Source organism: Agrobacterium sp. 22-3639C2, from assembly GCF_053522105.1.
In genome coordinates, this window is sequence record NZ_JBNWDB010000002.1 from 45,456 (window position 1) to 69,539 (window position 24,084).

Genomic DNA, 24,084 nt, shown 5'->3' on the forward strand with positions numbered 1-24,084 from the left:
GATAACTGCTTTATTTTGGGAGGAGAAAGCAATGAATATCAACAGACGTACCATACTCGCCGGCGCCGGTTCCGCCGTACTGGCCACCGCCTTCGTGTCGCGCGCCCGCGCTGCTCAATACAATTATAAATATGCCAACAATCTGCCTGCGGCGCACCCGATGAACATTCGCGCCAAGGAGGCCGCCGAGCGCATCGCCAAGGAGACCGATGGACAGGTCAATATCAGCATCTTCCCCAGCAGCCAGTTGGGTGCCGACACAGACGTTTTGAGCCAGGTGCGCTCTGGAGGCGTTGAATTCTTCACGCTTTCGCCGCTGATCCTGTCGACGCTGGTACCGAACGCCTCCATCAGCGGCATCGGTTTCGCCTTCCCGAACTACGAGTCCGTATGGGCGGCCATGGATGGCGATCTCGGTAAATATGTCCGTGGCGAAATTGCCAAGCAGAATCTCGTTGCCATGGACACCATCTGGGATAACGGCTTCCGCCAGATCACCAGCGCTTCCAAGCCCATCGCCACGCCGGCCGATCTCGAAAGCTTTAAGATCCGCGTGCCAGTGAGCCCGCTCTGGACCTCTATGTTCAAGGCGTTCAAATCCGCCCCTGCCTCGATCAATTTCGCCGAGGTCTATACTGCACTGCAGACCGGTGTGGTCGATGGCCAGGAAAATCCGCTGGCGATCATTTCCACCGCAAAGCTGTTCGAAGTGCAGAAATTCTGCTCGGTCACCAATCATATGTGGGACGGGTTCTGGTTCCTGGCCAACAAGCGCGCCTGGGAGCGTTTGCCGGATGACCTGCGCGCCATCGTCGCCAAAAACCTCAACCAGTCGGGCAAGGATGAACGCGCCGATGTGGCGAAGCTCAATGCCTCGGTCAAGGAAGATCTGATTTCCAAGGGCATGACCTTCAACGACACGGATGCGACACTTTTCCGCGCCGCGCTGAAAGAGGCAGGCTTCTATTCCGAGTGGAAAGGCAAATACGGCGATGAAGCCTGGGCCATTCTTGAAAAGGCCGTTGGTGCAAGCCTGACCTGACCGGCCTGTTGAATAACTGGCCCCGCCCGTAGCGGGGCCAACCCGACTATGTCTGACGATTGGAATGGAGACTGCTTTGACAGGTCGCCTGACGGGAAAACGCGCGCTTGTGTTTGGCGCAGGATCATCGGGGCCGGGTTTTGGCAACGGCAAGGCTGCGGCCGTGCAATTTGCCCGCGAAGGCGCGCGCGTAGCCTGTGTCGATCTATCCGCTGACGCAGCCGAAGAGACGGCTGAGATCATTCGCGGAGAAGGCTTGGAGGCGATTGCGGTTGCCGCCGATGTCACTGAACTACAGTCCGTATCGGCCACCGTTGCCCGCACCTGCGAGGCCTTTGGTGGCATCGATATTCTGCACAATAATGTCGGCGTGACCCATATGGGCGGACCGGTTGAGCTGGATGAGGAAAGCTTTCGCGCCTCGGTCGATCTCAATATCGGCTCCGTTTATCGTACCTCCAAGGCTGTGTTGCCGGTGATGTTGGCGCAGGGCGGCGGGGCCATCGTCAATATCTCGTCGCTCGCCTCCATTCGCTGGACCGGCTATCCCTATTTTGCCTATTACGCCATGAAGGCAGCTGTAAATCAGGCGACTGTGGCGCTGGCCATGCAATATGCCCGGCAGGGCATTCGCGCCAATTGCATTCTTCCGGGAATGATCGACACCCCACTGATCTACAAGCAGATCAGCAATCAATATGCGTCTGTCGAGGAGATGGTGGCGGCGCGCAATGCGGCTGTCCCGGTGGGCCGCATGGGCGATGCCTTCGATATTGCCCGCGCCGCCGTTTTTCTCGCATCTGATGAGGCTAAGTTCATCACCGGCGTCTGTTTGCCGGTCGATGGCGGGCAAAGCTGTGCGGTGGGGGCGTTTTCCTGAGATGGCAACAACAACAACGATTCCGGTAGAAAAAGATCTGACTGGCGCGCGTGCGGTGGACCGGGCTCTGGCGCTGCTCTCCATGGTCGGGAGGCACGCGGAACGCGGCGTGGCGCTTTCGGTCATCGTGACAGAAAGCGGACTGAACAAGCCCACGGCCCGCCGCCTGCTGCTGGCTCTGATCCGCGCCGGCCTTGTGGAGCAGGATGAGGAAACGCGGCGTTACTACCTCGGCGAAGAAACCTATGTGCTGGGCAGCCTGTCATCGCGCCGGTTTGGCCTTCTTCAAATGGCGCAGGACGGCCTGACGCGCATTTCCCGCCGCTCGGAGGATTCGAGCTTCCTTTCCGTGCGTCGTGATACATTTGCCCTGTGCCTTTACCGCGAAGAAGGCACCTGGCCGGTGCGCACCCATGCACTTCAGGCCGGTTTCGAACACCCCTTGGGTATTGGTGCGGGTTCGCTCGCCATGCTGGCGGCGCTGCCAGACGCCGAGGTGGAAAGTACCATTACGGCCAATAGCGGGCTGATTGCCGCTAATTATCCCGGCATAACGCTTGAGGGCCTGCGCCGTGATGTCGAGTTGACGAGAGCCAATGGCTATTCGCTCAACCCCGGCCTGATCCTTTCTAATTCCTGGGGTATTGGCGTTGCCATCCGCGCGCCTGATGGCGCTGTGGCGGGAGCGTTTAGCATTGCCGCTGTGGACAGCCGCATGCGACCGGAGCGCCAGCCGGAACTCGCAGCGCTGCTGCGCGAGGAAGTAACCCGCATCGAGACACGCATCGCAGAAATGATGGCCAGCCGCGCCCGCACGCGCGGTGAAGGCGACACGAAACGGCAAACGAGGAGAACGAGCAAATGAGCAAAGCGCAGATCGTCGGCTGGGCGCATTCGCCTTTCGGCAAGTCGGCCCTTGAAAATACCGAGCAACTGATGGCTTCGGTCGTGGCGCCGGCCATAGACCATGCGGGCGTCGATGTCAGCGATATCGACGGCATTTTCGTGGGCGTGATGAACAATGGCTTCTCGAAACAGGATTTTCAAGGTGCTCTGGTAGCGATGGGCGATGAGCGCCTCGCCTATACGCCGGCAGTGCGTTTCGAAAATGCCTGCTCAACAGGATCGGCCGCCCTCTATAGCGCCATGGACTTCATCGAAGCCGGGCGCGGCCGCATCGCACTCGTTGTCGGCGCCGAAAAAATGACGGCGCTGCCGACCGCAGAGGTGGGCGAAATCCTGCTCTCCGCCTGTTACCGTGCGGAGGAGGCCAATATTCCAGGCGGGTTTGCTGGCCAGTTCGGCCGCATCGCACAGGCATATTTTCAACGTTATGGCGACCGCTCGGAAGAGCTGGCGATGATTGCCGCAAAGAACCACGCCAATGGCGCGGTCAATCCCTATGCCCATATGCGCAAGGATTTCGGCTTCGATTTCTGCAATACGGTTTCGGACAAGAACCCCTACGTCGCAGGCCCGTTGCGCCGCACCGACTGCTCGCTGATTTCGGATGGCGCTGCCGCGATCATTTTGGCCGACGAGGAAACGGCAGCCACACTCAACCGCGCCATCGGCTTCCGGGGCCGCAAGCATGTCAACGACATCATGGCATTGAGCCGTCGCGATCCGTTGGCCTTCGAAGGCGCGCGCCGCGCCTGGGCCGGCTCGCTGGAACTTGCCGGCGCAACGCTCGACGACCTCTCTTTCGTTGAAACGCACGACTGCTTCACCATTGCCGAACTTATCGAATACGAGGCCATGGGGCTTGCGAATCCCGGTGAAGGATATCGCGTTGTCCAGGATGGAACGGCGCTCAAGACCGGACGCCTGCCAATCAACCCATCGGGTGGATTGAAATCGAAAGGTCATCCCGTCGGGGCGACCGGCGTTTCCATGCATGTCATGGCGGCGATGCAATTGATGGGCGAGGCAGGCGACATGCAAATTCCCAATGCCTCCCTGGCTGGCGTGTTCAACATGGGTGGCACGGCGGTTGCCAATTACGTCTCGATCATGGAGCGTGTGAAATGACGACGCAAAGTGCCGTACAGCATCCCGCGGGCGGGGTTGCGCCCTCCACCACGCGGGTGATGAACCTCTCGCATTTTCTGACGCAGGCGGCACGCCGCAACCCGGACCATATCGGTTTCGTCTGGGGTGAAAAGACTTGGAGCTGGGCTCAAATGGAAGCCCGCGTCGACGCAATGGCCCATGCGCTGGAGACTGAATTCGGCGTCAGAAAGGGGGACCGCATTCTGGTGCAGTCCTCCAACAACAACCAGATGTTCGAATCCATGTTCGCATGCTTCCGCGTGGGTGCGGTGTGGGTGCCGACCAATTACCGTCAATCGCCCGATGAAGTTGCCTATCTGGCAAAGGCCAGCGGCGCACGCGGCATGATTTGCGCCAGTGCTTTTCCCGATCATGCAAAAGCCAGCCATGAGGCGGGCACGATCGATTTCAGCATCGCCATCGGCACGGCTGAGTTCGGTGAGGATTACGATGCCATCGTGGCCCGTCATATGGGGCACAAAGTCAAAAGCCAGGCAGTGGATCGGGATGACCCGTGTTGGTTCTTCTTCACCTCAGGCACAACCGGCCGGCCCAAGGCTGCAGTGCTTACCCATGGCCAGATGGCGTTCGTCATCACCAACCATCTCTGCGATCTGATGCCCGGCACCGGACCGGACGACGCCTCCATCGTCGTTGCCCCGCTTTCACACGGTGCGGGCATACACCAGCTGGTGCAGGTGGCGCATGGCGCGAAAACCGTGCTTCCGGCAGCCGAAAAACTCGATGTGCCCGCCGTCTGGGCGCTGATCGAAAAATGGCGTATCACCAACGCCTTCACTGTACCGACCATCCTTAAGATGCTCGTCGAAGACCCCTCTGTGGATCGTTTCGATCACTCCTCACTGCGCTATGTCATCTATGCCGGCGCGCCGATGTACCGCGCGGACCAGAAACGGGCGCTTGCGAAGCTCGGCCCGGTGCTGGTGCAATATTTCGGCCTGGGTGAAGTCACCGGGAACATCACCGTGCTGCCGCCTTCTTTTCATAACGCCGAGGACGGTCCGGAAACGCGCATCGGCACCTGCGGCTTCGACCGCACCGCCATGGAAGTGCAGATCCAGAACGATGCTGGCGAGGAGGTTGGCGCAGGCGAAACCGGCGAAATTTGTGTAATCGGTCCCGCCGTTTTCGCCGGCTACTACGATAATCCCGAGGCCAATGCCAAAGCCTTCCGCAATGGCTGGTTCCGCACGGGCGACCTTGGTCATCGCGATGAGAACGGCTTCCTCTACATCACCGGGCGCGCCTCCGACATGTATATTTCCGGCGGCTCGAACATCTATCCGCGTGAAATCGAGGAAAAAATCCTCATGCATCCTGACATCAGCGAGACTGCGGTTCTGGGTGTGCCGGACGCGGTGTGGGGCGAGGTCGGTGTGGCCGTGTGCGTGGCCCGCGAGGGCGCGGATATCGCCGCCATCGATCTGAAGGCCTATCTGGAAGGCAAGATGGCCCGCTACAAGCTGCCGAAATCAGTGGTGTTCTGGGATGCCATGCCGAAATCCGCCTACGGCAAGATCACCAAGAAAATGATCCGCGAGGAACTGGAGAAACGCGGTCAGATGCCGGCTTTCGAAGAAAAACGGACAGGCTGACAGGCGTGACATTCAATCGGGAGGAGACGGCATGACACAAGAGAAGACAGGGACAAAAGGGGCCGTCGCGATCACCGGCGGTGCATCCGGCATCGGTTTCTCCACTGCGCATCTCCTGATGGCGCGCGGCTGGCAGCCATGGTTGCTGGATCTCAAGCGCGAGGCGCTGGATATAGCCTGCGAAAAGCTCGGTATCGATCTCTCGCGCGGCATCGTCTGCAACGTTGCGGACGAGGCATCGATAGAGATGGCTTTCGCCGCCCTGACCGCGGGAAATTCCGATCATGCGGTTGATCTGGTCGCCGTCGTCAACAGCGCCGGCATCGGTATCGACAAACTGTCCGTCGACACAAGCGTCGAAGAATTTCGCCGCATCGTTGATGTCAATCTCGTCGGCAGCTTCGCGGTAGCGCGCACTGCCGCACGTTACTGGCTGGAGCGCGATATTGCCGGCTCGATCGTGAATATCAGCTCTGTTTCCGGCATGTGTGGAAATCGTGGCCGCAGTGCCTATGGCGCTTCGAAAGGCGGCGTCAATCTTCTGACGATGGTAATGGCAAACGAGCTGGGGCAATCGGGCATTCGTGTCAACGCGATTGCGCCCGGTCCGGTCGATACCCCCCTCACCCAGGCGGTTCATACTGAAAATGTTCGCGACCAATGGCATAGCCGCGTTCCGATGCATCGCTATGGCAGGACGGACGAGATCGCTTCTGCCGTGGCCTTCCTGGTGTCGGATGACGCAAGCTACATCAACGGACAGGTGCTCGCCGTGGATGGGGGCTTCATTACCGCGGGGCTTGCGGTATGACGGAGACAGGCACGCAAGAGCTTCCCCGCCACATCGTCCATCCCGGACCGATAACGCCTGAACGCTTTCGCGCCGTCGGCTGCCATGCCTATCCTGTTACGCTGACGGTCCGGTCCGGCGTAAGCGCCAATGAAGCGATTGCCGATGCCTTTGCGGAGTTGGGGTTCGAAGGTGGTTACGTCAGACTGAAGAACGTACCGATGAAACGGTTGCATTATGTCATGCCGGCAGCCGCACCGGATGACGCCCATGCCGCATGGTATAGCGAAACCTTTTCCATGCCGGGTGGCACAATCATCGATGCCGGCCTGCATATGGGCCGGCGTGATAGCGCGCCGTTTCTGCATTGCCATGGTTCATGGAAGAGTGCCGACGGCGTTGTCTCCATGGGGCATCTGCTGCCTTTCGAGACCGAATTTGCTGTAGAAACACCGCTTGAAGCTCTGGCGCTAGATGGAGCGATCCTCGATGTGCAAAAGGATGAGGAAACCAATTTCCCCCTTTTTACACCCATCGCGCAGCAGCGCCGCCAGAAGAGTTCGGGTCTTCGGGCACTTTTATGCACAGTGCGCCCCAATACCGATATATGCACGGCACTCGAAGAGGTCTCTGCCCAGTTTGGCCTGCGAGAAGCCGAAGTCAATGGAATTGGCAGCCTGGTCGGTGCGGATTATGAAGACGGAACAATCCTCACTGCCTACGCGAGCGAAATCCTCATAAGAAACGGCCGTATCGCCACGGCCGCGTCGGGAGACCGACAAGCAATGCTGGATATTGCGATGGTGGACCTCACCACACATATCAGCGGCGGGCGGCTGGTGCGCGGCAAGAACCCGGTTTGCGTTACTTTCGAGCTACTTCTGACCGAAAGACAGGGGCACGCCGCATGAGTTGCGCTGCGCAACTCACCGGCCCGCCTGACGACAACTCACGCCGCCTGCGGCTTTTCCGCAGGCAACCACTCTTCCAGCGTCACTTCAAAAGTCATGCAAACCGGGTTAGCTCCGGCGATGAAGGGACCGCCATAAACCGAACCTTCGGTATCGGCGACGACACCGGTCAGCGAGGCGCGCAGCGAGCCGTCCGGCTGGGCACGCACTTCGCCGGCAATGGAGACGATTTCCACGGCGGGACCGCGTATTTGCAAGAACGCTCCGCTGCGGGTGCCGAGACAGGCATCGACGAGACTGCCCAGCGCACCGCGCACAAAGGCATTTCGAAAACCTTCGGCAAGGCACAGTTTTTCGACACCGAGAACAAGGTCTTCATTGGGTGCGATACGGGCATAGGCCACACGCCCCATGGATCCGGTTTCTACAGTGTTATGCGTGTTCATCGGCGCGCTCCGTACGGTTCCTGGGTTGAAGAAGGGGAATGTTGGTTTCAGGGTCGAAGGATTGCTGCAGCACGAAACTGTCTAGTGAGGTCACCAGGGCAGAAACGCCGCTCTCGCCAACAATACAGGATTCAGTCAGCAGATGGCCGCCCTTGACCACACCTGCCGCGGTGCGCATGGCGGCATGGCAATGAACAATCGGCTCGCCCTTCATGCTGCGCCCGAGCGTAGCATTGCCGAACACAAGCCAGGCCGCACCGGCATCGATGGGTTTCGTATAGGCAATGACCGCCTTGCCGGAAGGGTCGGGCGGGGCGACGCAATAGGACAATATGTCGAAATAGCCGCCAAGAATGGTGAGCGAGGCATTCTCAATGCCGTTTTCAAAAAGCGGCTGCACGATTCCATCATAAAGACTGCGGCCCGCCGCAATGAACAGCCGCACGTGGCGCGCGGATGGCGAGTGCAGGCTGTTGATGCGCACCGGCGAGGAAATGCCGGGGTGGATCAACGTTCTTGGCCTTGGAAAATGATGCTGTTCTACGGGTGCCACGCCTGCTCCTCCCTGCTGCCTGTACCTTGCAGTACGGTACTTAAAAATCAACGGAAGGTGCTTTCGAATGCCAGCGCCAAACCGCCCATCTGAAAACATTTCTTTCGCAGTCTGCCGCAGTGACGGCAGGTTTTTTGCAACGCATTGTGGGGAGACCGGGATGACGAAACCGCTGGACAGAATTGACCGCAAGATATTGCGCACCCTGCTGGAGAACGGCAGGTTGAGCAATGCGGAGCTTTCGGAAAAGGTGGGGTTGTCGCCCAGTCCCTGCTGGCAGCGTGTCAAGCGGCTGGAAGACGAAGGGGTCATTCGCGGCTATACCGCCATTCTCGATCAGGCCAAGCTTGGACTGACCGAAACTGTTATCATCGAGGTGATGCTGGAGCGCCACGACGACGAGGTTCTGGAACGCTTCGGAGAGGCGATGGCGGCTCTTCCGGAGGTGCTGGAAGCCTATCTGACGACAGGCGAATATGATTATCTCATCAAGGTGGCGGTGGCAGGAACCGCAGGCTACGAGCAGTTTCTGCGCCGGAAGCTCTACAAGATCGAGGGTGTACGCCACTCCCGATCCTGTTTCGCACTTAAATGTCTCAAACACACATTATCAATCGTACCCGATCCCGAACCTCCATCAATGGAAGCGACTGGCCCCGGCCGCGTGCCGGCAAGATAGCGGCAGCGGATTGCGGGTAAAAAGGTAGTAGTCGCGTCTGCGCCCCCTTCGTTCCTCAGCTGGTGACCGAACCGACTTGAAATTGTCGTTTCCGGGCAATGGCGTGCCGCAGAAGATCGCAGATGTCCAAGGTATGCGGGAGACTCTAGCGTCTCTATTCGATCTGAACCGGAACCCTCCCCCAGCCGCCGCCGCCGGGCGTTTCCACGACGACCGTTTCTCCAGACGAAAGCGTTACCGAGCCTTTGCCGGCTAGCGGTGTCGCAATGCCGGCCGCATCGATGACCGAGTTTTGTCCCGTCGCGCCGGCGTCACCGCCATGCAGACCGTAAGGACCAGTGATCCGACGGTCGGATTGAAGTGAAACACGCGCCTCGTGATCCACCGCTGTAATGGCGCGGATCAGGCCTTCGCCGCCGGCATGGTGCCCCGTCCCGCCCGATCCCTGGCGCAGCTCGTAACGTTCGATACGCAGCGGATAGCTGATTTCAAGCGCCTCGATCGGGGTGTTGAGCGTGTTCGACATATTTGCGTGCACGCCATGCATGCCTGCACCATAGGGACGGCCGCCCTGCCCCCCGCCAATCGTCTCGATATAGGTATAGGGCCTTCCGCTTCGGGGATCACGTCCACCAATGCCGATCAGGTTCATCGTCCCCTGACTGGCGGCGGCGATGCGATCGGGCGCGATAAGCGCAAAGGCGCGCAGTACCGTGTCTGCCACGCGTTGCGTGGTTTCAGTATTGCCCGCGCAGACGGCGGCCGGCGGCTGGGCATCGAGGAAACAGCCCTGCGGAATGTGAATTTCGACTGGACGCAACACGCCGGCATTTGGCGGAAGTGTTGCGTCGGTCAGTATCTTGATGGCGTAGAACACAGCCGAGTGTGTCATCGGCTTGACCGCATTGACATTGCCACGCCGCTGAGGCGCGGTTCCTGCAAAATCGAATACCAGACGGTCGGGCGCAACATCGACGGCAACCCTGATCAGGACTTTCTCCGGGCTTGATCCATCGTCATCCAGCCAGTCTTCGGCCTCGTAGCGGCCGGGCGGCAACTCAGCGAGGCGCTTCAGCATGCGCCGCTCGGAATAGTCAAGAATGGCCGACAGGCCCTGTTTCAGCCCATCGACACCGAAACGCCCCACCATTTCCTGCAGGCGGGTCTCCCCGATCCTGAGAGCCGCCAACTGGGCATTGAGATCACCGCGCCTCTCTTCCGGCGTGCGCACATTGGCAAGCACCATGCGCATGATACCGGCCTGTTCCGCACCTCCGTCGTAAAGTAGGACTGGCGGAATGATCAGTCCCTCCTGGAAAATCTCTGTTGAGCTGCCGGGCATCGAACCGGGCTCCATGCCTCCGACATCAGAATGGTGCGCGCGGCTTGCCACGTGCGCAACGAGTTCACCTGCGGCGAAAACGGGAGCTATCAACGTGATGTCGGGCAGATGCGCGCCGGCAACGAAAGGGTCGTTGACGATGACGACATCGCCTTCCTTGAGCGGTGGCAACTGTGCAAGTGTCGGCGCAACGGCCCTCAGCATGGAACCAAGATGCACCGGTACGTGCTCGGCCTGCGCGACCAGCTCCGCATTCGCGTTGAAGATTGCGCAGGATGCGTCCATGCGTTCTTTAATGTTGGGCGAAAAGGCAGTGCATTTCAGCACGACGCCCATTTCCTGCGCGGTTGCTTCCAGGGCATTTCGCAGAACTTCGAGACGGATCGGATCAAACATGGTCATTCTGCTACCTCAACGATCAGACTGCCTGATTTGTGAACCGTGAGACGGTCGGCAGGATAAAGAACGGTGGTCGAAGAAACTTCCTCGATAATGGCGGGGCCGAATATCATGTTGCCAGCCTTGAGCTTTTCCCGGGCGTAGACCGCCGCCTTATAGAAGGCGCCACGCGCGCCGGTATCGCCAGTCTCGTAATAGACCGGGCGTTCGCCGGTCCGGGCATCGCCGTCGGGCACAGGGCCTCCGTCGTCGAGGTCGGGAAGCACCGGCGTTTTGATGCGGCCGATACCTGTGACGCCGAAGCCAGCGATCTCGATTGCGGCGTTTTCGTCAGCATGACCGAAGCGGGCCCGGTGCGCGGCGTGAAACCGGCGAGGAAGGTCGGCCCACCAACAGGGTTCGCCCGGATTCACCGTCACTGACAGTTCAAACGACTGGCCCTGATAGCGCATGTCGATGCGTATTTCCACGTCGCGCCGGTCCGGCTCGACGCCATCATGATCGAGATGGCCGTCGGCGCGGTCAGTCAGGCGCTTGATGCGCAAAGCCGCTTCAGCTTCGCTATTGGCGGCATAGGGGACGACGTGTGTTTCGACGAAATCGTGGCGCAGGTCTGAAATCAGCTGTCCCAGCGCACAGAGAATGCCAGGGGTCGGCGGCACCATTACACGCGGCATCTTGAGTTCGCGGGCTACGGGGCTGCCATGCATCGGTCCCGCACCGCCGAATGGCACAAGCGCGAAATCACGTGGATCATAACCACGTTCCACGGAAACAACGCGGATGCCCCGAACAATGTTGGCATGGGCTACGCGCAATATTCCTGCCGCCGCCTCATAGACATCAAGACCAAGTGGTTGGGCAATGACATCGTTGATGGCTTTATGGGCCCCATCCAGATCAAGTGTCATCGAACCGCCCAGACGCGATTGCGGCGAGAACCGCCCCAGCACAAGATTGGCATCGGTAACTGTCGGCAACGTTCCACCGCGACGATAGCAAACGGGGCCCGGCACCGCCTCGGCGCTCATCGGCCCCGCACGCAACGCCCCACCGTCATCAATCCAGGCAATGGAACCACCGCCCGCACCGATAGCATTAATATCGATAACCGGCAGGCGGATCGGCACGGTTTCGAGACTGGCCGAACGGGTAATTTCCGGCCGTCCAGCCCGGATGAGACTGATATCCGTGGACGTTCCACCAATATCCATGGTGATGATATCGGGAATACCTGCCAGCATAGCCACATGCGCGCTGGCGACCACACCACCGGCGGGGCCGGATAGAACGGTATGGACGGGCTTGAGGCGCGCTCCTTCGAGGCTCATCAGTCCACCGGCCGCATCCATCACCATAACCGGACGGTCGCGGCCAAGGCCCAGCCCTTCCTTCTCATCCTGCAACATACCGGAGAGCGAAGACAGATAACGGTCCATGACCGGACGAAGATAGGCATTGAGCACCGCCGTCGAGCCGCGCTCGTATTCGCGGAATTCAGCATTCACCTCGACCGAAGCGGAAATTGCCACATCTGGGAGGACTTCAGTCAGAATATCGCGCGCCCGCAACTCATGGGAGGGATTGGCGTAAGAGTGGAGAAAAAGGATGGCGACGGCCTCGACGCCAGCCGCCTTCATCGCTTCACCAGCCGCGCGCACATCGGCCTCGTCGAGCGGCTGCAACTCTTCACCTGTCGGCAGAATACGGCCCCGCGCCGTAAAACAAAGTTCGCGCGGCACCAACGGTTCAGGCTTCACCCTGGTCAGATCGAACAGCGTCGGTCGGTTCTGGCGGCCGATTTCAAGGAGATCGCGAAAGCCGTGATTGGTGAGAAATGCCGTCTTTGCGCCATTGCGCTGGATCACGGCATTGGTTGCCGTTGTCATGCCATGGCCGACATACGCAACATCCGCACCGCTCGCGCCCTGCAGGCCCAGGGCGTTTCGCAGGCCTTCAAGCGTGCCGAGCGCACGGTTGACCGGCGTGGTCGATACCTTCGAGACCGTAATTGTTCTCGTCGTCTCGTCATAGGCAATGCTGTCGGTGAAAGTTCCGCCGACGTCGGATGCGACACGTATATGCGGGGTCATAACTGCCTCTTGTGTAACAGTAACGTTGTCGTTACAAAAACAGAAGCAACGGGAGCTGTAAAGAGCTGTTGGCGACAACGCTGCAAAATTCGTTCCCTGCCGAAGAGAGGACAAGACGAGACAAAGATGATATTCACCGGCCACGGAAGGACGACATGAATGAACGACAGGCCGCAGGCAACAAAGGTGAAGGAAAAGCCGCCAGGATCACACGCGGCGCGCACTTCGCGCACCCGCAAGGCCATTCTTGTGGCTGCGGCAGGCGAATTCGTTGCCCACGGTCTGGAAGGTGCAAATATCGAGGCTATCGCCCATTCGGCTGGCGTTAACAAGGCACTTGTCTATCGGCATTTTTCCCGCAAGGAAGTGTTGTTCCGGCATGTGCTGGAAGACGCTTACCGGGCGATGCGCGATGCAGAGGAATCGCTGGCGATGCCTTCGGATCCGGTTGCTGCGCTCGACCGGCTTGTGGAGTTCACCTTTGACTACTACCGGAACAATCAGGGCTTCCTGACGCTTGTCGGCATCGAGAACCTGCACGGTGGCGAGAACATCCGCGAATCGGAGCCCGAAACGGTATATGCCGGAAATATTTCCCGGATGGTGGCGGGCATTCTGGAGCGTGGCGTCACAGCTGGCGTGTTTCGCCCTCGGTTGGACCCTGTCGAGTTATGGCTGTCAATCTCGAATCTGTGCTGGGCCACGGTCTCCACGGCACACACCATCCGCTTTACCTTCGGGCGGGATGTTCTCGCTGAACCGGCGCGCAGCGCGCGCCTTGCCCATATCCAGGAAATGATCCGGCGTTACGCGTTGAGGCCGGACCACTTGTAGGGCAGTGCTTCAGACATCAGCGCGACGCAGCGCTGTGCCTCGTCATCCGAAACGCTGTTGGCCAGCGCAAGCAGAGAAACCCCGGTTTCGCCATAACGATTGTCACCGGGCGCGGGCGCAAAGGAAAGCGTCCAGACCTCGTACCCCGCCGCCTTGCGCGTGCCGATCACATAGCCTTTTTCGAGGAACATCTCGATCTCGGCGCGGATGGTATCCGTTTCGATCTGCCATTGCTCGTAATGCGGGGCGTTGATTTCGAGGATGCGTTCGCGGGATTCCCTGTCAAGCCGCGCCATCATGCAAACCCCGGCATGGCCGATACCAAGCGGCAGACGCCCGCCCACGCCCGAAAGCAAGGGTTGGACCGGCGCCGCGCTGAGCTGGAAATCGAGGCAAACGGATTCGAAACCCGACCGCGCCATGAGAAAACTTGATATGTTTGTGCCGGCGGTGATGGAAATAAGCGCCGGACGGAAGAGATCGACCAGATCACCAATACCTGGCACGCGCTGCGCCAGCGCATAAATCGCGCTACCCAGCCTGTAGTTGCCGCGCCGACCGCTCTGCTCAACAAAACCGTAATGAGACAGTCCCGTCAGAGCCCGATGCACCGCCGATTTAGCATCACCGATCCCATCTGCGATTTCAGCAAGGCTCATGCCGCCGACACCCGCATTGCCTAGCGCCAGAAGAATTTCCGCACCGCGTTCGACATTGCTGGACGATTGCTTTGCCATGCTGTCCCCTGGGTTTCGGTGAATATATCATTCATTAAAATCCGATAATTGGAACTGGATTAGGCAATATGGCATGGGTAGTCAAGCGGGTTAAAAAATTGGAACCTCAAGCCGCTCGCCCAAAAAAGACCCGGCTCCCTATGGAGGGAAACCGGGCCAGCTTGGGAAATCAGAGCCCGTAAACGGATTTGGCCGCTTCGGAGGAAATGCGTCCGTCACGGACGTCGGCTGCAATGGATGCCGGGTCGCGCATGGAGGGCTCGCCATATCCGCCGGCACCGGGCGTTACGATCTCGAGAATGTCACCCTTGAAGATGTCGCCGGCACCATTCACCAGCCGCTCGGGCGCACCGAGAATGGTAAAGGAGCCAAGACCACCTGCAAGGCCACCATCCAGACCCCAGGGGCGCGAGACGAAGCGGGAGCCACCGATGGAGACCCGGCAATCTGCTTCTGCGCGATACACGCGGCGAAGACCCATGCCACCCCTGAACTGTCCGCCACCACCGGAACCGTCGACTAGTTCATAAGCAACCAGCGTCAGCGGATACTCGGTTTCAAGCGATTCCAGTGGCAGGTTGGACGTATTGGTCATGTGGACATGCACGCCGTCCAGACCATCCTTGTTATGCCGCGCCCCGAAGCCGCCACCGATAGTTTCGAGATAGACCCAGAGGCTGCCGTCCGCGCGTGTACCAGAGAAGCTCGCAACCGCGACAGATCCGTTGCAGGCCGCGGTGACGCGGTGCGGAACCACCTTCGCGAGTGCGCCATGGATGAGATCGACCACGCGCTGGCATGCGGCAATGCGGCCATCGACTGCGGCCGGGTGAGCGCAATTGAGCAATGTGCCCTTTTTCGCCGTCACATGGATGGGCCGGGCCAGACCGGCATTCGGCAGGACGGTTGGATCAACAACGGTCTTCACCGCATAATAGACTGTGGAGAGGAGAGCGGTATAGACCACGTTCAGACCCGCGCGAACCTGCGGCGGGCTGACGAAATCAAGATGCATCTCGTCACCCTTGACTGTAATTGTCACCGAAAATTCGAGCTCGTCCCGCAGCGATTCCGCATCGAACATATCCGAAAAGCTGTAGGTGCCATCCGGAATGGAAGCGATGCCGGCGCGCATCTTGCGTTCGGCATAGTCCATCAGTTCGCGACCAGCAGCGAGAACCGTTCCGGTGGAATACTTGTCGCAGAGTTCCTTGAGGCGCGTCACGCCAAGGCGGTTCGCTGCCATTTGGGCGCGCAGGTCCGACATTCGCTCATGCGGCACCTGGCAGTTCAGGAGAAACAGCTTCTGGATGTCTTCCTGAAGAATGCCCTTTCGATAGAGGCGAACCGGGGGGATGCGCAGGCCTTCCTGATATATGTGGGCATGGCCGCGATCTGCGAAGTCGGAATGGTGCGCTGTATTGATCGCCCAGGCGATCAACTTGCCGTCCTGGAAAATCGGCTCCGCCAGAACGATATCCGGCAGATGGGTGCCGCCACCCTCATAGGCGTCGTTGCCGATAAACACGTCGCCGGGAGCAAGACTATCCGCGCCCACATGTTCCAGAATATAGGGAATAAAGCCGATAAACGAGCCGAGATGCATCGGGATATGTTCTGCCTGGCAAAGCATTGCCCCCCTGGCGTCGAACAGTGCCGTCGAGCAATCGCGGCGTTCCTTGATATTGGTGGAATAGCTGGCACGAACGAGCGCCTCTCCCATTTCCTCGACGGTGGAGGCAAATGCGCTGCCGATGACCTCGACAGTTATCGGATTGAGTGCTGCAGCAGTGTTCTGTGCGATGGCTGCATTCGTCATCATTTTCCCTCCACGATGAGGTTGAGATAGGCATCGACCGTGGCGACATATCCAGGTGGCAGAACCGTGGTCGAATCCATCTGGTCGATAATGGCAGGACCGGCGACGACGTTACCGGGTTTCAGCAGATCGCGGTTATAGAGCGACGCTGCAGTAAAACCGCCGGCTTCGGCCATCCAGACATCACGCTTGCCGGAGATCGCAGCAGAGGAATCCTCGCCCTCGATCTCGCGGGCCTTGAACGCTGCTTTTTCGACAACGCCGCTTGCGACCAAACGATAGGTAACAAGCTGCACCGGCTCACCTTCGGCGATGAAGCCATAGAGCTGGCGATGCGCCTGCTCGAAACGCTCCTTGACGAGGCGGAAGGTTTCCTCGGTGATCGGGCCTTCCGGCAAGGCGACTGCGATCTCGTAATTCTGGCCGGCGTAGCGGCAATCGACGGTGCGGGTGACAACGCGGGCGGCTGGTGCGATTTTCTCACGCTCGAACCAGGCATTGGCTTGAGCTGAAAGGCCATCATAAAGCGTGGAGATCGTTCCCGACGCCACCTGGTCGAGGCGATGCAGGACAGTCGCAGAGAAGTCCGTTCTCAGATCCGTCATCAAAAGGCCAAGAGCGCATAAGACGCCCGGCGTCTTCGGCACGACGATGCGCTTCATGCCCAGCTCACGGGCCAGACGCACGGCATGCACCGGACCCGCTCCGCCGAAGGCGACCAGCGCGTAGTCACGCGGATCATGACCACGCTGGACGGAAATCACGCGAATGGCCTTGGCCATGTTGGCCGTCACGATGTCGAGAATGCCGTTCGCGGTTTCCAGAACGCCCATATCGAGCTTTTCCGCAAGCCGCTCGACGGCCTTTACCGACAGCGAACGGTCAATCTTCATTCGGCCGTTGAGCAGATATTCCGGGTTCTGTGTCTGAAGTACGACATTGGCGTCAGTGACCGTCGGCTCGTCATTGCCAAGGCCGTAGCAGGCCGGACCAGGATTGGCGCCTGCAGAACGTGGACCGACTTTCAGGTGATTGCCGGAATCGATATAGGCGATCGAGCCACCACCGGCCCCGACCGTGTGTATATCGAGCATCGGAGCCTTGATCGGATAACCGTGGACCACCGACTCGTTCACCACTCGGCACTGACCATCAGCAAGCAGTGCAACGTCAGAGCTGGTACCGCCCATGTCAAACGTGATGAGGTTGTCGATGCCGGTCATGCGACCAACAGCCTGGGCAGCGACAACACCGGTCGAGGGACCGGACAGAACCGTGCGTACCGGCATTTCGGCAGCAGCATCAAAGCCGATAACGCCGCCATTCGACTGGGTGAGCTGCGGCGCAACCGTGATGCCGAGATCGGTGAGCTTGCCGGACAGCGCTTTCACATAACCCTGCATAACGGGGCCAAGATAGGCATTGACGACCGTGGTCGACAATCGCTCGAACTCACGGAATTCCGGCGCGATACGGTGTGACAGCGAATGGAAGGCTTCAGGAAACTCATCTTCCAGAATGCGGGCCGCGATCTTCTCATGCTCGGCGTGCATGAAAGAATACAGAAAATTGACTGCGACCGCCTTTACGCCATCGGCCTTCAGAGCCCGCACCGCTTCGCGCAATGCGGTCTCGTCCAGTGGTGTTTCAACAGTGCCAGTGGCCAAAACACGCTCTTCAATACCGAAGCGCAGGTGACGCTCGACCAGAAGTTCAGGCTTATCTGCCTGGAGATCATAGAGGTCCGGGCGTTTCTGACGGCCGATTTCCAGCAGATCGCGGAAACCACCGGTCGTCAGAAGCCCTGTTTTTGCGCCACGACCCTGAATGAGCGCGTTTGTGGCAACCGTTGTACCGTGACCGACATAAGAAACGTCCTCGGCCTTGATGCCCACGCGCTCGATGCCATCGGCCACACCCTGCGTGATCCCGCGCGAAGGGTCATCCGGTGTCGATGAAACCTTCCAGATCACCACCTCGCCCGTCTCATCCTCAAACAGACAAACGTCGGTAAAAGTACCACCGGAATCCACGCCAATCCGCCATGCCATGGCTCGCTCCTTCTTCTGGATGTCATAAGGCAACGCCTCATCTGGAGGACGTGCGACACTGCCTTGATTGCATGCGCCGCCCGCTGCGAAAGCCAAGCCTTCGGCCCCGGAGAAACGGCTGCCGGGCAATCCGGGCCAGTTGTTCAGACCCTAAGATCGGCTTCATTCCCTTGTCAATCTCAATTCCATTATTACGACCAGAATATTTTTGGTATTCCTATAATTAGATTATAAGTCAAAATTACGCCAGAGGTTGAAAAATTTGCGTTCTTATTCCGTTATTTGACACAAAGATTTTGCAATGAATTAATTAATGGAATTTCGCTTGACACCCGGAAAAGGCTCTCTTTATTGTTTTCGATATCGACGGGACCAGATCACGCCCACCGGGACCGACACTTTTCCGGAAAGGTGGCGCGCCGAAATCGTCCACGCCGGCTGGCAAGCATGTATCAAAACATAATGGGGAACTAACCATGATACTCGATCGCCGTACCCTTCTGAAACTGACCGCCGCTTCAGGTGCCGCATTTGCCATCGGAGCGTCCAGAACCTTTGCGCAGGCCCCTTCCGACACGTTGCGCATCGGCCTTTCCACCTATCCCGCTCATCTGAAACCGTGGGTGAATGTCGGCTATGCCGGCCAACTCGTTTCTTCGCTGATCAACCGTTTCCTCATGGCCTACACGCCAGAAGGCAAACTTGTGGGTGAACTGGCCGAAAGCTTCGACAGAGACGGCGACCGCGCCTGGGTTATCAAGCTGAAGGATGTTAAATTCTCCGACGGCCAGCCCGTCACCTCGGCCGACATCGAATGGAATATCGAGAAGATCAAGGCGGAGGGCTCCGGCGCCTATACCCGTGATGCGATGCTCGAAGTCGAGAAGGTCGAGATTGTCGATGACCGCACCTTCAAGCTCCTGACGAAATCACCGAACGCGGCGCTGCCGGCGCTCTTCGCCAACCCCTTCCTGCAGATTATCGCCAAGGGTTCGACCGACAAACAGGACCATGGCATAGGCGCAGGCCCGTTCACGCTGGCCAATGCAGAAAAGGGCGTAGGCCTCGATTTCGAAGCCTCCGCGCATTACTTCAAGGACGGCTTGCCGCATTTCAAGAAGGTTCGTGTCACCGCCTACGCCGACGAAAACCTACGTGTTGCAGCGATCACTGCGGGCGATGTCGATGTGATCGATTACGTTCCGTGGAGCGCAATGGACCAGCTCGACAAGGACGCCAGTGTTGCGCTTGAGACAGCTGCCACAGGCGCTTTCATGTTCCTGTCGTTCAACGGAGCTGGTGCATTCAAGGACCAGCGCCTGCGGCGCGCCGTTTCCCTCGCCATTCGCCGCGAAGAGATCGTCAAGGGCGTGTTCTTTGGGCGCGGTGCGGTTCTAGAAGGCGTGCCGCGCTCGTCCGCGACTCCGTTCTACAACGCCGAACTCGCCAAGGGGCAAAGCTACGACCCCGACCGCGCCAAGGCGCTGATTAAGGAGGCCGGAGCAGAAGGTGTGACCGTCAATTTGCTCTCGACCGCGCAGTACGGCATGCACCGCGATACCGCCGTCATCGTCCAGGGCCATCTGGCTGAAGTCGGCATCAACGTGACACTGACGATGCCCGACTGGTCCACCCGCGTTACCATGGGTAACCGTGGCCAGGGCGATTTCGCCATTCAGGGTCTCGGCCTCGACACCTTCGATCCGGATGCGACAAGCGCCCTCATTGACCCGACGCTGTCGCCTACCTTCTTCCGCTCACGCAATTTCGAGGTTCCAGGCCTGACCGAGCTGCTCGCCAAGGGCCGTGCGGAGTTCGACCTGGAAAAGCGCAAGGCGATATATGCCGAAGTCGACAAGCTCGTCATCGAATACACGCCTTTTTGCGGTCTTTCCTACCGCGCCACCGGCTTTGCCCACCTGAAGCGCGTCAACAATTTCCATATGCTTCCGGACCAGATTTCTCCCTTCTCCGGTCGCCTTTTCGACGAGCTTTCGCTGTCGTAACATCTGGAATTAGCCCGGTCGGCACTCGCCTGTCCGGGCACCCGTTTCTCATCTTCCGTGCGGAAGAGGCCTGAAAGGCAAGTATTTTCAGGCTGACGTTGCACGGCTGACTGCCGGAGGGTCTTCATGTTCTGGTTCCTGCAGCGAATTGCCATTTCTCTGGCGCTGCTCTGGGTCGTTACCAGCCTCGTCTTTCTTTCCATTTATATGGTGCCAGGCGATCCGGCTGAACTGCTGCTTTCAGGAGAAGGTTCGACGCCCGACGCGGCTTCGGTTGCGCAGTTGCGCAACGATCTGGGCCTCGACCGGCCGATACTGACGCAATATGTCGATCGGATGTCCGGCCTCATTCGCTTTGATCTTGGCAACTCGATGATCGACGGTTCACCGGTCGCACCCGAAATTGCCAAACGCCTGCCGCGTACACTTGAGCTGATCGCAGCCGCCGCGATCCTCAGTTTGATCATCGGCTTACCGGTCGGCGTTGTCGCAGCCTTGCGACAGGGCGGCAGTTTCGATCGCGTCTCGAATTTTCTTGCCGGTTTTGCCCAGGGCATCCCCGTTTTCGTCGCCGGTACATTGATAATTCTGGTCTTTGCCCAGATGTGGAAGCTGGTGCCAGCCGGTGGATACGTCAATATTTCAGACGACCCCGGCAAGCATCTGATCCTGCTGGCAATGCCCGCTTTCGCCATAGCGCTCGGTCTTGCGGCGATCGTCGTGCGCATCGCGCGTGCCTCAGTGCTCGATGTTCTGCCGCTGGATTATGTCCGAACCGCACGCGCCAAGGGTCTGCCGCAACGGCGCATCATTGCCCGCCACGTGCTGCGCAACGCGCTGATGCCGGTCATCACGGTCTTCGCGCTCAATCTTGGCGGCCTGTTCGGCGGCACGGTGCTGGTGGAATATGTCTTCAACTGGCCGGGCTTGTCCGGCATGCTGGTCAGCGCCGTCAATTCCCGTGACTACCCCACAGTTACTGCGGTCATACTGGTCATTTCGGCCCTGTTCATCACGCTCAACCTCATCGTCGATATTGTCTACGGTGTCACCGATCCGAGGATTCGCAAATGACGCGCTCGCTTCGTCTCGTCTGGCCGCTGCTGCTCGCGCTCATCGCACTGATATGCCTGCTTGCTCCAGTACTGCCCCTGTCAGATCCCCTGAAGATGACCATGGGTCAGCGGTTCGCCGGGCCATCTCCAGCTTTCCCGCTCGGGCAGGATGAAATGGGCCGCGACATTCTCTCCCGGCTGGTCTTCGGCATCCGTATCTCGCTGTTTATCGCCCTCTCGACCTCCATCCTTTCTGGCGTCATCGGTACCGCATTCGGCATTATCGGCGGTTACATGCGAGGTTTTCCAGAAATCCTGACGCTCAGGGCCATGGATGTCGTGCTCTGTTTCCCCCCGCTTCTCCTCGCCATGCTCGCCGTAACCCTTTATGGGCCAGGCCCGATGACACTGATCCCCGTGCTTGCCGCAGTGTTCGTTCCCGGCTTCACCCGCATCGCCTATGCCAGCGTGCTTACCGTTCGCTCGCAGGATTACGTCGAGGCGGTACAGGCCATGGGTGCCAGTAACATCCGCATCATGTTGAAAACCATTTTGCCCAACATCATGGGACCTCTTCTGGTTCAGGCCAGCTTCGTCACGGCGGCGGCGGTTGTGCTTGAATCGGGCCTGTCCTTCCTTGGTCTCGGCGTCGTCCCTCCCTCGCCCTCACTCGGGCTGATGATCGGAACCGGCCGGGCGGCTATCGCTCATCAGCCCATGCTGCTTGTCTGGCCCTGTCTGGCGCTGGTTGTGATGATCCTCGTGCTCAACGGGGTCTGCGATCTGCTGCGCGACTGGCTCGATCCGCGTTCGGCGGCAGGAGCCGTCCTTGCGGGCGGCGGCAAGAGCGGCGTATGAAACAGGAAAAAGTGACAATGACCGAAACCACGCCTCATCCTGTCCTCTCCATCCGCAATCTCAAGGTCTCATTCCTGCGCGACGGCACGTTGAACCCGGTGGTTCGCGAGCTGAACCTAGACATCCATGCCGGGGAAACACTTGCGATCGTTGGAGAAAGCGGTTCCGGCAAGAGTGTTACGGCACTGTCCGTGATGCAGCTTCTGCCGGAAAAGACGAGCCGCATCGAAGGCTCGATCAAGCTCGACGACGAAGAACTGATCGGCGCTTCCCCTGCTCGCATGCGAGAGATCCGTGGCAACCGGGTGGCGATGATCTTCCAGGAACCGATGACGAGCCTCAATCCGGTACTGACCGTCGGGGAACAGATCGCGGAAGCCCTGATTGCCCATAACGGTATTTCGAAAAGCGTGGCACGGACGGAAACTTTGAAACTGATGGAGAAAGTGCGGATTCCCTCCTCTGCCAAACGTATCGACGATTACCCGCACCAGTTTTCCGGAGGCATGCGCCAGCGCGTGATGATTGCGATAGCACTTGCCTGTCGCCCCGCCCTTCTGATTGCCGACGAACCGACCACGGCGCTTGACGTCACCATTCAGGCGCAGATCCTCGACCTCATCAAAACCCTGCAGGAAGAGGAAGGCACCGCTGTGCTTTTCATCACCCATGACATGGGTGTCGTCGCTGAAATCGCCGACCGTACACTGGTGATGTATCGTGGCGACCAGATTGAGACCGGCACGACACCAGAAGTCTTTGCCAGCCCGCAAAAGCCCTATACGCGCGCCCTGCTTTCCGCGGTGCCGCAACTCGGTTCTGCCGGCGAAGATGGCCCCAGTCCTTTCCCGATTATCGACATGGAAACAGGACAGGCACTGCCACAGAATAAGCGGCCCGATACCATCGACGCGGCGAGTGGCAAGCTTCTCGAGGTCAGGAACCTGTCGGCGCGGTTCGAGATGCGATCCGCCTTCACCCGGATGGTGCACTCGCGCGTGCATGCGGTCGAGAATGTCAGCTTTTCGCTGTCGCGAGGTGAAACACTTGCGCTGGTAGGTGAATCGGGCTGCGGAAAATCGACCACTGGCCGCTTGCTGGCCGGGCTTAACCGGCCGCATTCCGGCTCAATCCATATCCACGGCGCGGATGTTGGCTCCTTCACCAGATCGGACCTGTCCCGTCAAGTTCAGATGATTTTTCAGGACCCGTTCGCCAGCCTCAATCCCCGCCTGACAGTTGAAAACGCCATCGCGGAGCCTCTCTTGATCCATGGGTTGGAAACGCCCCGCAATGCCCGAAAGCTTGCGCGTGATCTGCTTGGCGAAGTTGGTCTGGCTGGGGCGATGGCGAGCCGTTATCCGCATGAGTTTTCCGGCGGGCAACGCCAGCGCATTTGCATCGCAAGAGCGCTGGCGCTCCAACCCGAACTCATCATTGCCGATGAGGCGGTTTCGGCACTCGACGTTTCAGTCAAGGCTCAGGTGGTAAACTTGTTACTGGACCTTCAGGAACGACTGAAACTCGGCCTGCTGTTCATTTCCCACGATATGGCAGTTGTCGAGCGCATGAGCCATCGCATAGCTGTAATGTATCTCGGCGAAATCGTTGAGACCGGACCGCGCGAAGCTGTTTTCTCCAATCCGCAACATCCCTATACCCGGCGCTTGCTATCGGCCGTGCCGCTGCCAGATCCCTCACGCAGGCATATGCGGCGCAAATTCGCTGATACAGAGTTGCGCAGCCCAATCCGGCCGAAAACTTTCACGCCGCCACACCGCGAATATCGCGAAGTTACACCCGGCCACATGGTTCAGGTGTGGAATGAGGAGTGGGCCTGATCTGGCCCTGGGCGTCCGTATCAGCCTGGACGACCTGACGGGAAACCTGGCCGTTTTCCGAGCCGTAAGATGTCTGCGAG

General features: G+C 59.2%; 20 protein-coding genes. 13 read left to right on the plus strand and 7 right to left on the minus strand.

Annotated elements, in window-relative coordinates:
- Positions 1 to 31: 31 nt before the first annotated feature.
- The 7 genes from ACQZ6D_RS08010 (at position 32) to ACQZ6D_RS08040 (ending at position 7,291) form a co-directional block, all read left to right on the plus strand.
- Positions 32 to 1,042 (plus strand): TRAP transporter substrate-binding protein, encoded by a 1,011-nt coding sequence (locus tag ACQZ6D_RS08010; RefSeq protein WP_003517515.1) that lies wholly within the window; start codon positions 32 to 34, stop codon positions 1,040 to 1,042.
- A gap of 76 nt (positions 1,043 to 1,118) precedes the next feature.
- Positions 1,119 to 1,922: an SDR family NAD(P)-dependent oxidoreductase gene (locus tag ACQZ6D_RS08015; protein ID WP_026330943.1), complete on the plus strand. Its 804-nt coding sequence runs from the start codon at positions 1,119 to 1,121 to the stop codon at positions 1,920 to 1,922.
- A 1-nt stretch (position 1,923) separates the two neighbouring features.
- On the plus strand, positions 1,924 to 2,787 hold the full coding sequence (locus ACQZ6D_RS08020) for an IclR family transcriptional regulator (RefSeq protein WP_448730296.1): 864 nt from the start codon (positions 1,924 to 1,926) through the stop codon (positions 2,785 to 2,787).
- Positions 2,784 to 3,953, plus strand: a complete 1,170-nt coding sequence (locus ACQZ6D_RS08025; RefSeq protein ID WP_111789152.1) for an acetyl-CoA acetyltransferase — start codon at positions 2,784 to 2,786, stop codon at positions 3,951 to 3,953. The genes ACQZ6D_RS08020 and ACQZ6D_RS08025 overlap by 4 nt, the downstream gene beginning before the upstream one ends.
- On the plus strand, positions 3,950 to 5,590 hold the full coding sequence (locus ACQZ6D_RS08030; RefSeq protein WP_111795251.1) for an acyl-CoA synthetase: 1,641 nt from the start codon (positions 3,950 to 3,952) through the stop codon (positions 5,588 to 5,590). The genes ACQZ6D_RS08025 and ACQZ6D_RS08030 overlap by 4 nt, the downstream gene beginning before the upstream one ends.
- A 31-nt stretch (positions 5,591 to 5,621) precedes the next feature.
- Entirely contained in the window at positions 5,622 to 6,401 is a 780-nt protein-coding gene (locus tag ACQZ6D_RS08035) for an SDR family oxidoreductase (RefSeq protein WP_111795252.1), read from the plus strand.
- Positions 6,398 to 7,291: a PCC domain-containing protein gene (locus ACQZ6D_RS08040; protein ID WP_111795253.1), complete on the plus strand. Its 894-nt coding sequence runs from the start codon at positions 6,398 to 6,400 to the stop codon at positions 7,289 to 7,291. Before ACQZ6D_RS08035 ends, ACQZ6D_RS08040 begins: the two co-directional genes overlap by 4 nt.
- Before the next feature lie 38 nt (positions 7,292 to 7,329).
- Here the strand turns inward: ACQZ6D_RS08040 and ACQZ6D_RS08045 are convergent, their stop codons facing one another.
- A complete protein-coding gene (locus tag ACQZ6D_RS08045) occupies positions 7,330 to 7,737 on the minus strand; it encodes a PPC domain-containing DNA-binding protein (RefSeq protein ID WP_162633726.1) in 408 nt (135 codons plus the stop codon).
- Positions 7,724 to 8,290, minus strand: coding sequence for a PPC domain-containing DNA-binding protein (locus tag ACQZ6D_RS08050; RefSeq protein ID WP_025596087.1), 567 nt, complete (start codon positions 8,288 to 8,290; stop codon positions 7,724 to 7,726). Before ACQZ6D_RS08050 ends, ACQZ6D_RS08045 begins: the two co-directional genes overlap by 14 nt.
- A 160-nt stretch (positions 8,291 to 8,450) precedes the next feature.
- Here ACQZ6D_RS08050 and ACQZ6D_RS08055 point away from each other — a divergent pair, with 160 nt between their 5' ends.
- Positions 8,451 to 8,969 (plus strand): Lrp/AsnC family transcriptional regulator, encoded by a 519-nt coding sequence (locus ACQZ6D_RS08055; protein ID WP_111795254.1) that lies wholly within the window; start codon positions 8,451 to 8,453, stop codon positions 8,967 to 8,969.
- 154 nt (positions 8,970 to 9,123) lie between these two features.
- Here the strand turns inward: ACQZ6D_RS08055 and ACQZ6D_RS08060 are convergent, their stop codons facing one another.
- Together ACQZ6D_RS08060 and ACQZ6D_RS08065 are read right to left on the minus strand one after the other, a co-directional pair.
- Positions 9,124 to 10,713 (minus strand): hydantoinase B/oxoprolinase family protein, encoded by a 1,590-nt coding sequence (locus ACQZ6D_RS08060; RefSeq protein ID WP_065705470.1) that lies wholly within the window; start codon positions 10,711 to 10,713, stop codon positions 9,124 to 9,126.
- Positions 10,710 to 12,803 (minus strand): hydantoinase/oxoprolinase family protein, encoded by a 2,094-nt coding sequence (locus tag ACQZ6D_RS08065; RefSeq protein ID WP_448730295.1) that lies wholly within the window; start codon positions 12,801 to 12,803, stop codon positions 10,710 to 10,712. The genes ACQZ6D_RS08060 and ACQZ6D_RS08065 overlap by 4 nt, the downstream gene beginning before the upstream one ends.
- A gap of 159 nt (positions 12,804 to 12,962) precedes the next feature.
- Between ACQZ6D_RS08065 and ACQZ6D_RS08070 the strand changes: the two genes are divergently transcribed.
- Complete coding sequence (locus ACQZ6D_RS08070; RefSeq protein ID WP_003517531.1) at positions 12,963 to 13,637, plus strand: TetR/AcrR family transcriptional regulator; 675 nt, start codon at positions 12,963 to 12,965, stop codon at positions 13,635 to 13,637.
- On the opposite strand, the gene ACQZ6D_RS08075 is transcribed toward ACQZ6D_RS08070, so the two are convergent.
- The 3 genes from ACQZ6D_RS08075 to ACQZ6D_RS08085 all read right to left on the minus strand — a co-directional run bounded on the left by ACQZ6D_RS08075 (position 13,610) and on the right by ACQZ6D_RS08085 (position 18,244).
- Complete coding sequence (locus ACQZ6D_RS08075) at positions 13,610 to 14,374, minus strand: IclR family transcriptional regulator (RefSeq protein ID WP_013761249.1); 765 nt, start codon at positions 14,372 to 14,374, stop codon at positions 13,610 to 13,612. The genes ACQZ6D_RS08070 and ACQZ6D_RS08075 overlap by 28 nt on opposite strands.
- A gap of 169 nt (positions 14,375 to 14,543) precedes the next feature.
- Positions 14,544 to 16,196 carry a hydantoinase B/oxoprolinase family protein gene (locus ACQZ6D_RS08080; RefSeq protein WP_233283667.1) on the minus strand — a complete coding sequence of 551 codons (1,653 nt, stop codon included), beginning with the start codon at positions 16,194 to 16,196 and terminating at the stop codon, positions 14,544 to 14,546.
- Positions 16,193 to 18,244 (minus strand): hydantoinase/oxoprolinase family protein, encoded by a 2,052-nt coding sequence (locus ACQZ6D_RS08085; protein ID WP_026330945.1) that lies wholly within the window; start codon positions 18,242 to 18,244, stop codon positions 16,193 to 16,195. Before ACQZ6D_RS08085 ends, ACQZ6D_RS08080 begins: the two co-directional genes overlap by 4 nt.
- 476 nt (positions 18,245 to 18,720) lie before the next feature.
- On the opposite strand from ACQZ6D_RS08085, the gene ACQZ6D_RS08090 reads away from it, so the two are divergent.
- The 4 genes from ACQZ6D_RS08090 to ACQZ6D_RS08105 all read left to right on the plus strand — a co-directional run bounded on the left by ACQZ6D_RS08090 (position 18,721) and on the right by ACQZ6D_RS08105 (position 24,004).
- Positions 18,721 to 20,250: an ABC transporter substrate-binding protein gene (locus ACQZ6D_RS08090; RefSeq protein WP_111795256.1), complete on the plus strand. Its 1,530-nt coding sequence runs from the start codon at positions 18,721 to 18,723 to the stop codon at positions 20,248 to 20,250.
- 126 nt (positions 20,251 to 20,376) lie between these two features.
- Positions 20,377 to 21,324, plus strand: a complete 948-nt coding sequence (locus tag ACQZ6D_RS08095) for an ABC transporter permease (protein WP_013761253.1) — start codon at positions 20,377 to 20,379, stop codon at positions 21,322 to 21,324.
- On the plus strand, positions 21,321 to 22,163 hold the full coding sequence (locus ACQZ6D_RS08100) for an ABC transporter permease (protein WP_013761254.1): 843 nt from the start codon (positions 21,321 to 21,323) through the stop codon (positions 22,161 to 22,163). Before ACQZ6D_RS08095 ends, ACQZ6D_RS08100 begins: the two co-directional genes overlap by 4 nt.
- Before the next feature lie 17 nt (positions 22,164 to 22,180).
- Complete coding sequence (locus tag ACQZ6D_RS08105) at positions 22,181 to 24,004, plus strand: ABC transporter ATP-binding protein (protein WP_112154492.1); 1,824 nt, start codon at positions 22,181 to 22,183, stop codon at positions 24,002 to 24,004.
- Positions 24,005 to 24,084: the final 80 nt, after the last annotated feature.

Coding starts and splice junctions, on each gene's coding strand:
- ACQZ6D_RS08010 (WP_003517515.1), top strand. CDS start 32: ATGAATATCAACAGACGTACCATACTCGCCGGCGCCGGTTCCGCCGTA.
- ACQZ6D_RS08020 (WP_448730296.1), top strand. CDS start 1,924: ATGGCAACAACAACAACGATTCCGGTAGAAAAAGATCTGACTGGCGCG.
- ACQZ6D_RS08025 (WP_111789152.1), top strand. CDS start 2,784: ATGAGCAAAGCGCAGATCGTCGGCTGGGCGCATTCGCCTTTCGGCAAG.
- ACQZ6D_RS08030 (WP_111795251.1), top strand. CDS start 3,950: ATGACGACGCAAAGTGCCGTACAGCATCCCGCGGGCGGGGTTGCGCCC.
- ACQZ6D_RS08035 (WP_111795252.1), top strand. CDS start 5,622: ATGACACAAGAGAAGACAGGGACAAAAGGGGCCGTCGCGATCACCGGC.
- ACQZ6D_RS08040 (WP_111795253.1), top strand. CDS start 6,398: ATGACGGAGACAGGCACGCAAGAGCTTCCCCGCCACATCGTCCATCCC.
- ACQZ6D_RS08045 (WP_162633726.1), bottom strand. CDS start 7,737: ATGAACACGCATAACACTGTAGAAACCGGATCCATGGGGCGTGTGGCC.
- ACQZ6D_RS08055 (WP_111795254.1), top strand. CDS start 8,451: ATGACGAAACCGCTGGACAGAATTGACCGCAAGATATTGCGCACCCTG.
- ACQZ6D_RS08060 (WP_065705470.1), bottom strand. CDS start 10,713: ATGACCATGTTTGATCCGATCCGTCTCGAAGTTCTGCGAAATGCCCTG.
- ACQZ6D_RS08065 (WP_448730295.1), bottom strand. CDS start 12,803: ATGACCCCGCATATACGTGTCGCATCCGACGTCGGCGGAACTTTCACC.
- ACQZ6D_RS08070 (WP_003517531.1), top strand. CDS start 12,963: ATGAACGACAGGCCGCAGGCAACAAAGGTGAAGGAAAAGCCGCCAGGA.
- ACQZ6D_RS08075 (WP_013761249.1), bottom strand. CDS start 14,374: ATGGCAAAGCAATCGTCCAGCAATGTCGAACGCGGTGCGGAAATTCTT.
- ACQZ6D_RS08080 (WP_233283667.1), bottom strand. CDS start 16,196: ATGATGACGAATGCAGCCATCGCACAGAACACTGCTGCAGCACTCAAT.
- ACQZ6D_RS08085 (WP_026330945.1), bottom strand. CDS start 18,244: ATGGCATGGCGGATTGGCGTGGATTCCGGTGGTACTTTTACCGACGTT.
- ACQZ6D_RS08090 (WP_111795256.1), top strand. CDS start 18,721: ATGATACTCGATCGCCGTACCCTTCTGAAACTGACCGCCGCTTCAGGT.
- ACQZ6D_RS08095 (WP_013761253.1), top strand. CDS start 20,377: ATGTTCTGGTTCCTGCAGCGAATTGCCATTTCTCTGGCGCTGCTCTGG.
- ACQZ6D_RS08100 (WP_013761254.1), top strand. CDS start 21,321: ATGACGCGCTCGCTTCGTCTCGTCTGGCCGCTGCTGCTCGCGCTCATC.
- ACQZ6D_RS08105 (WP_112154492.1), top strand. CDS start 22,181: ATGACCGAAACCACGCCTCATCCTGTCCTCTCCATCCGCAATCTCAAG.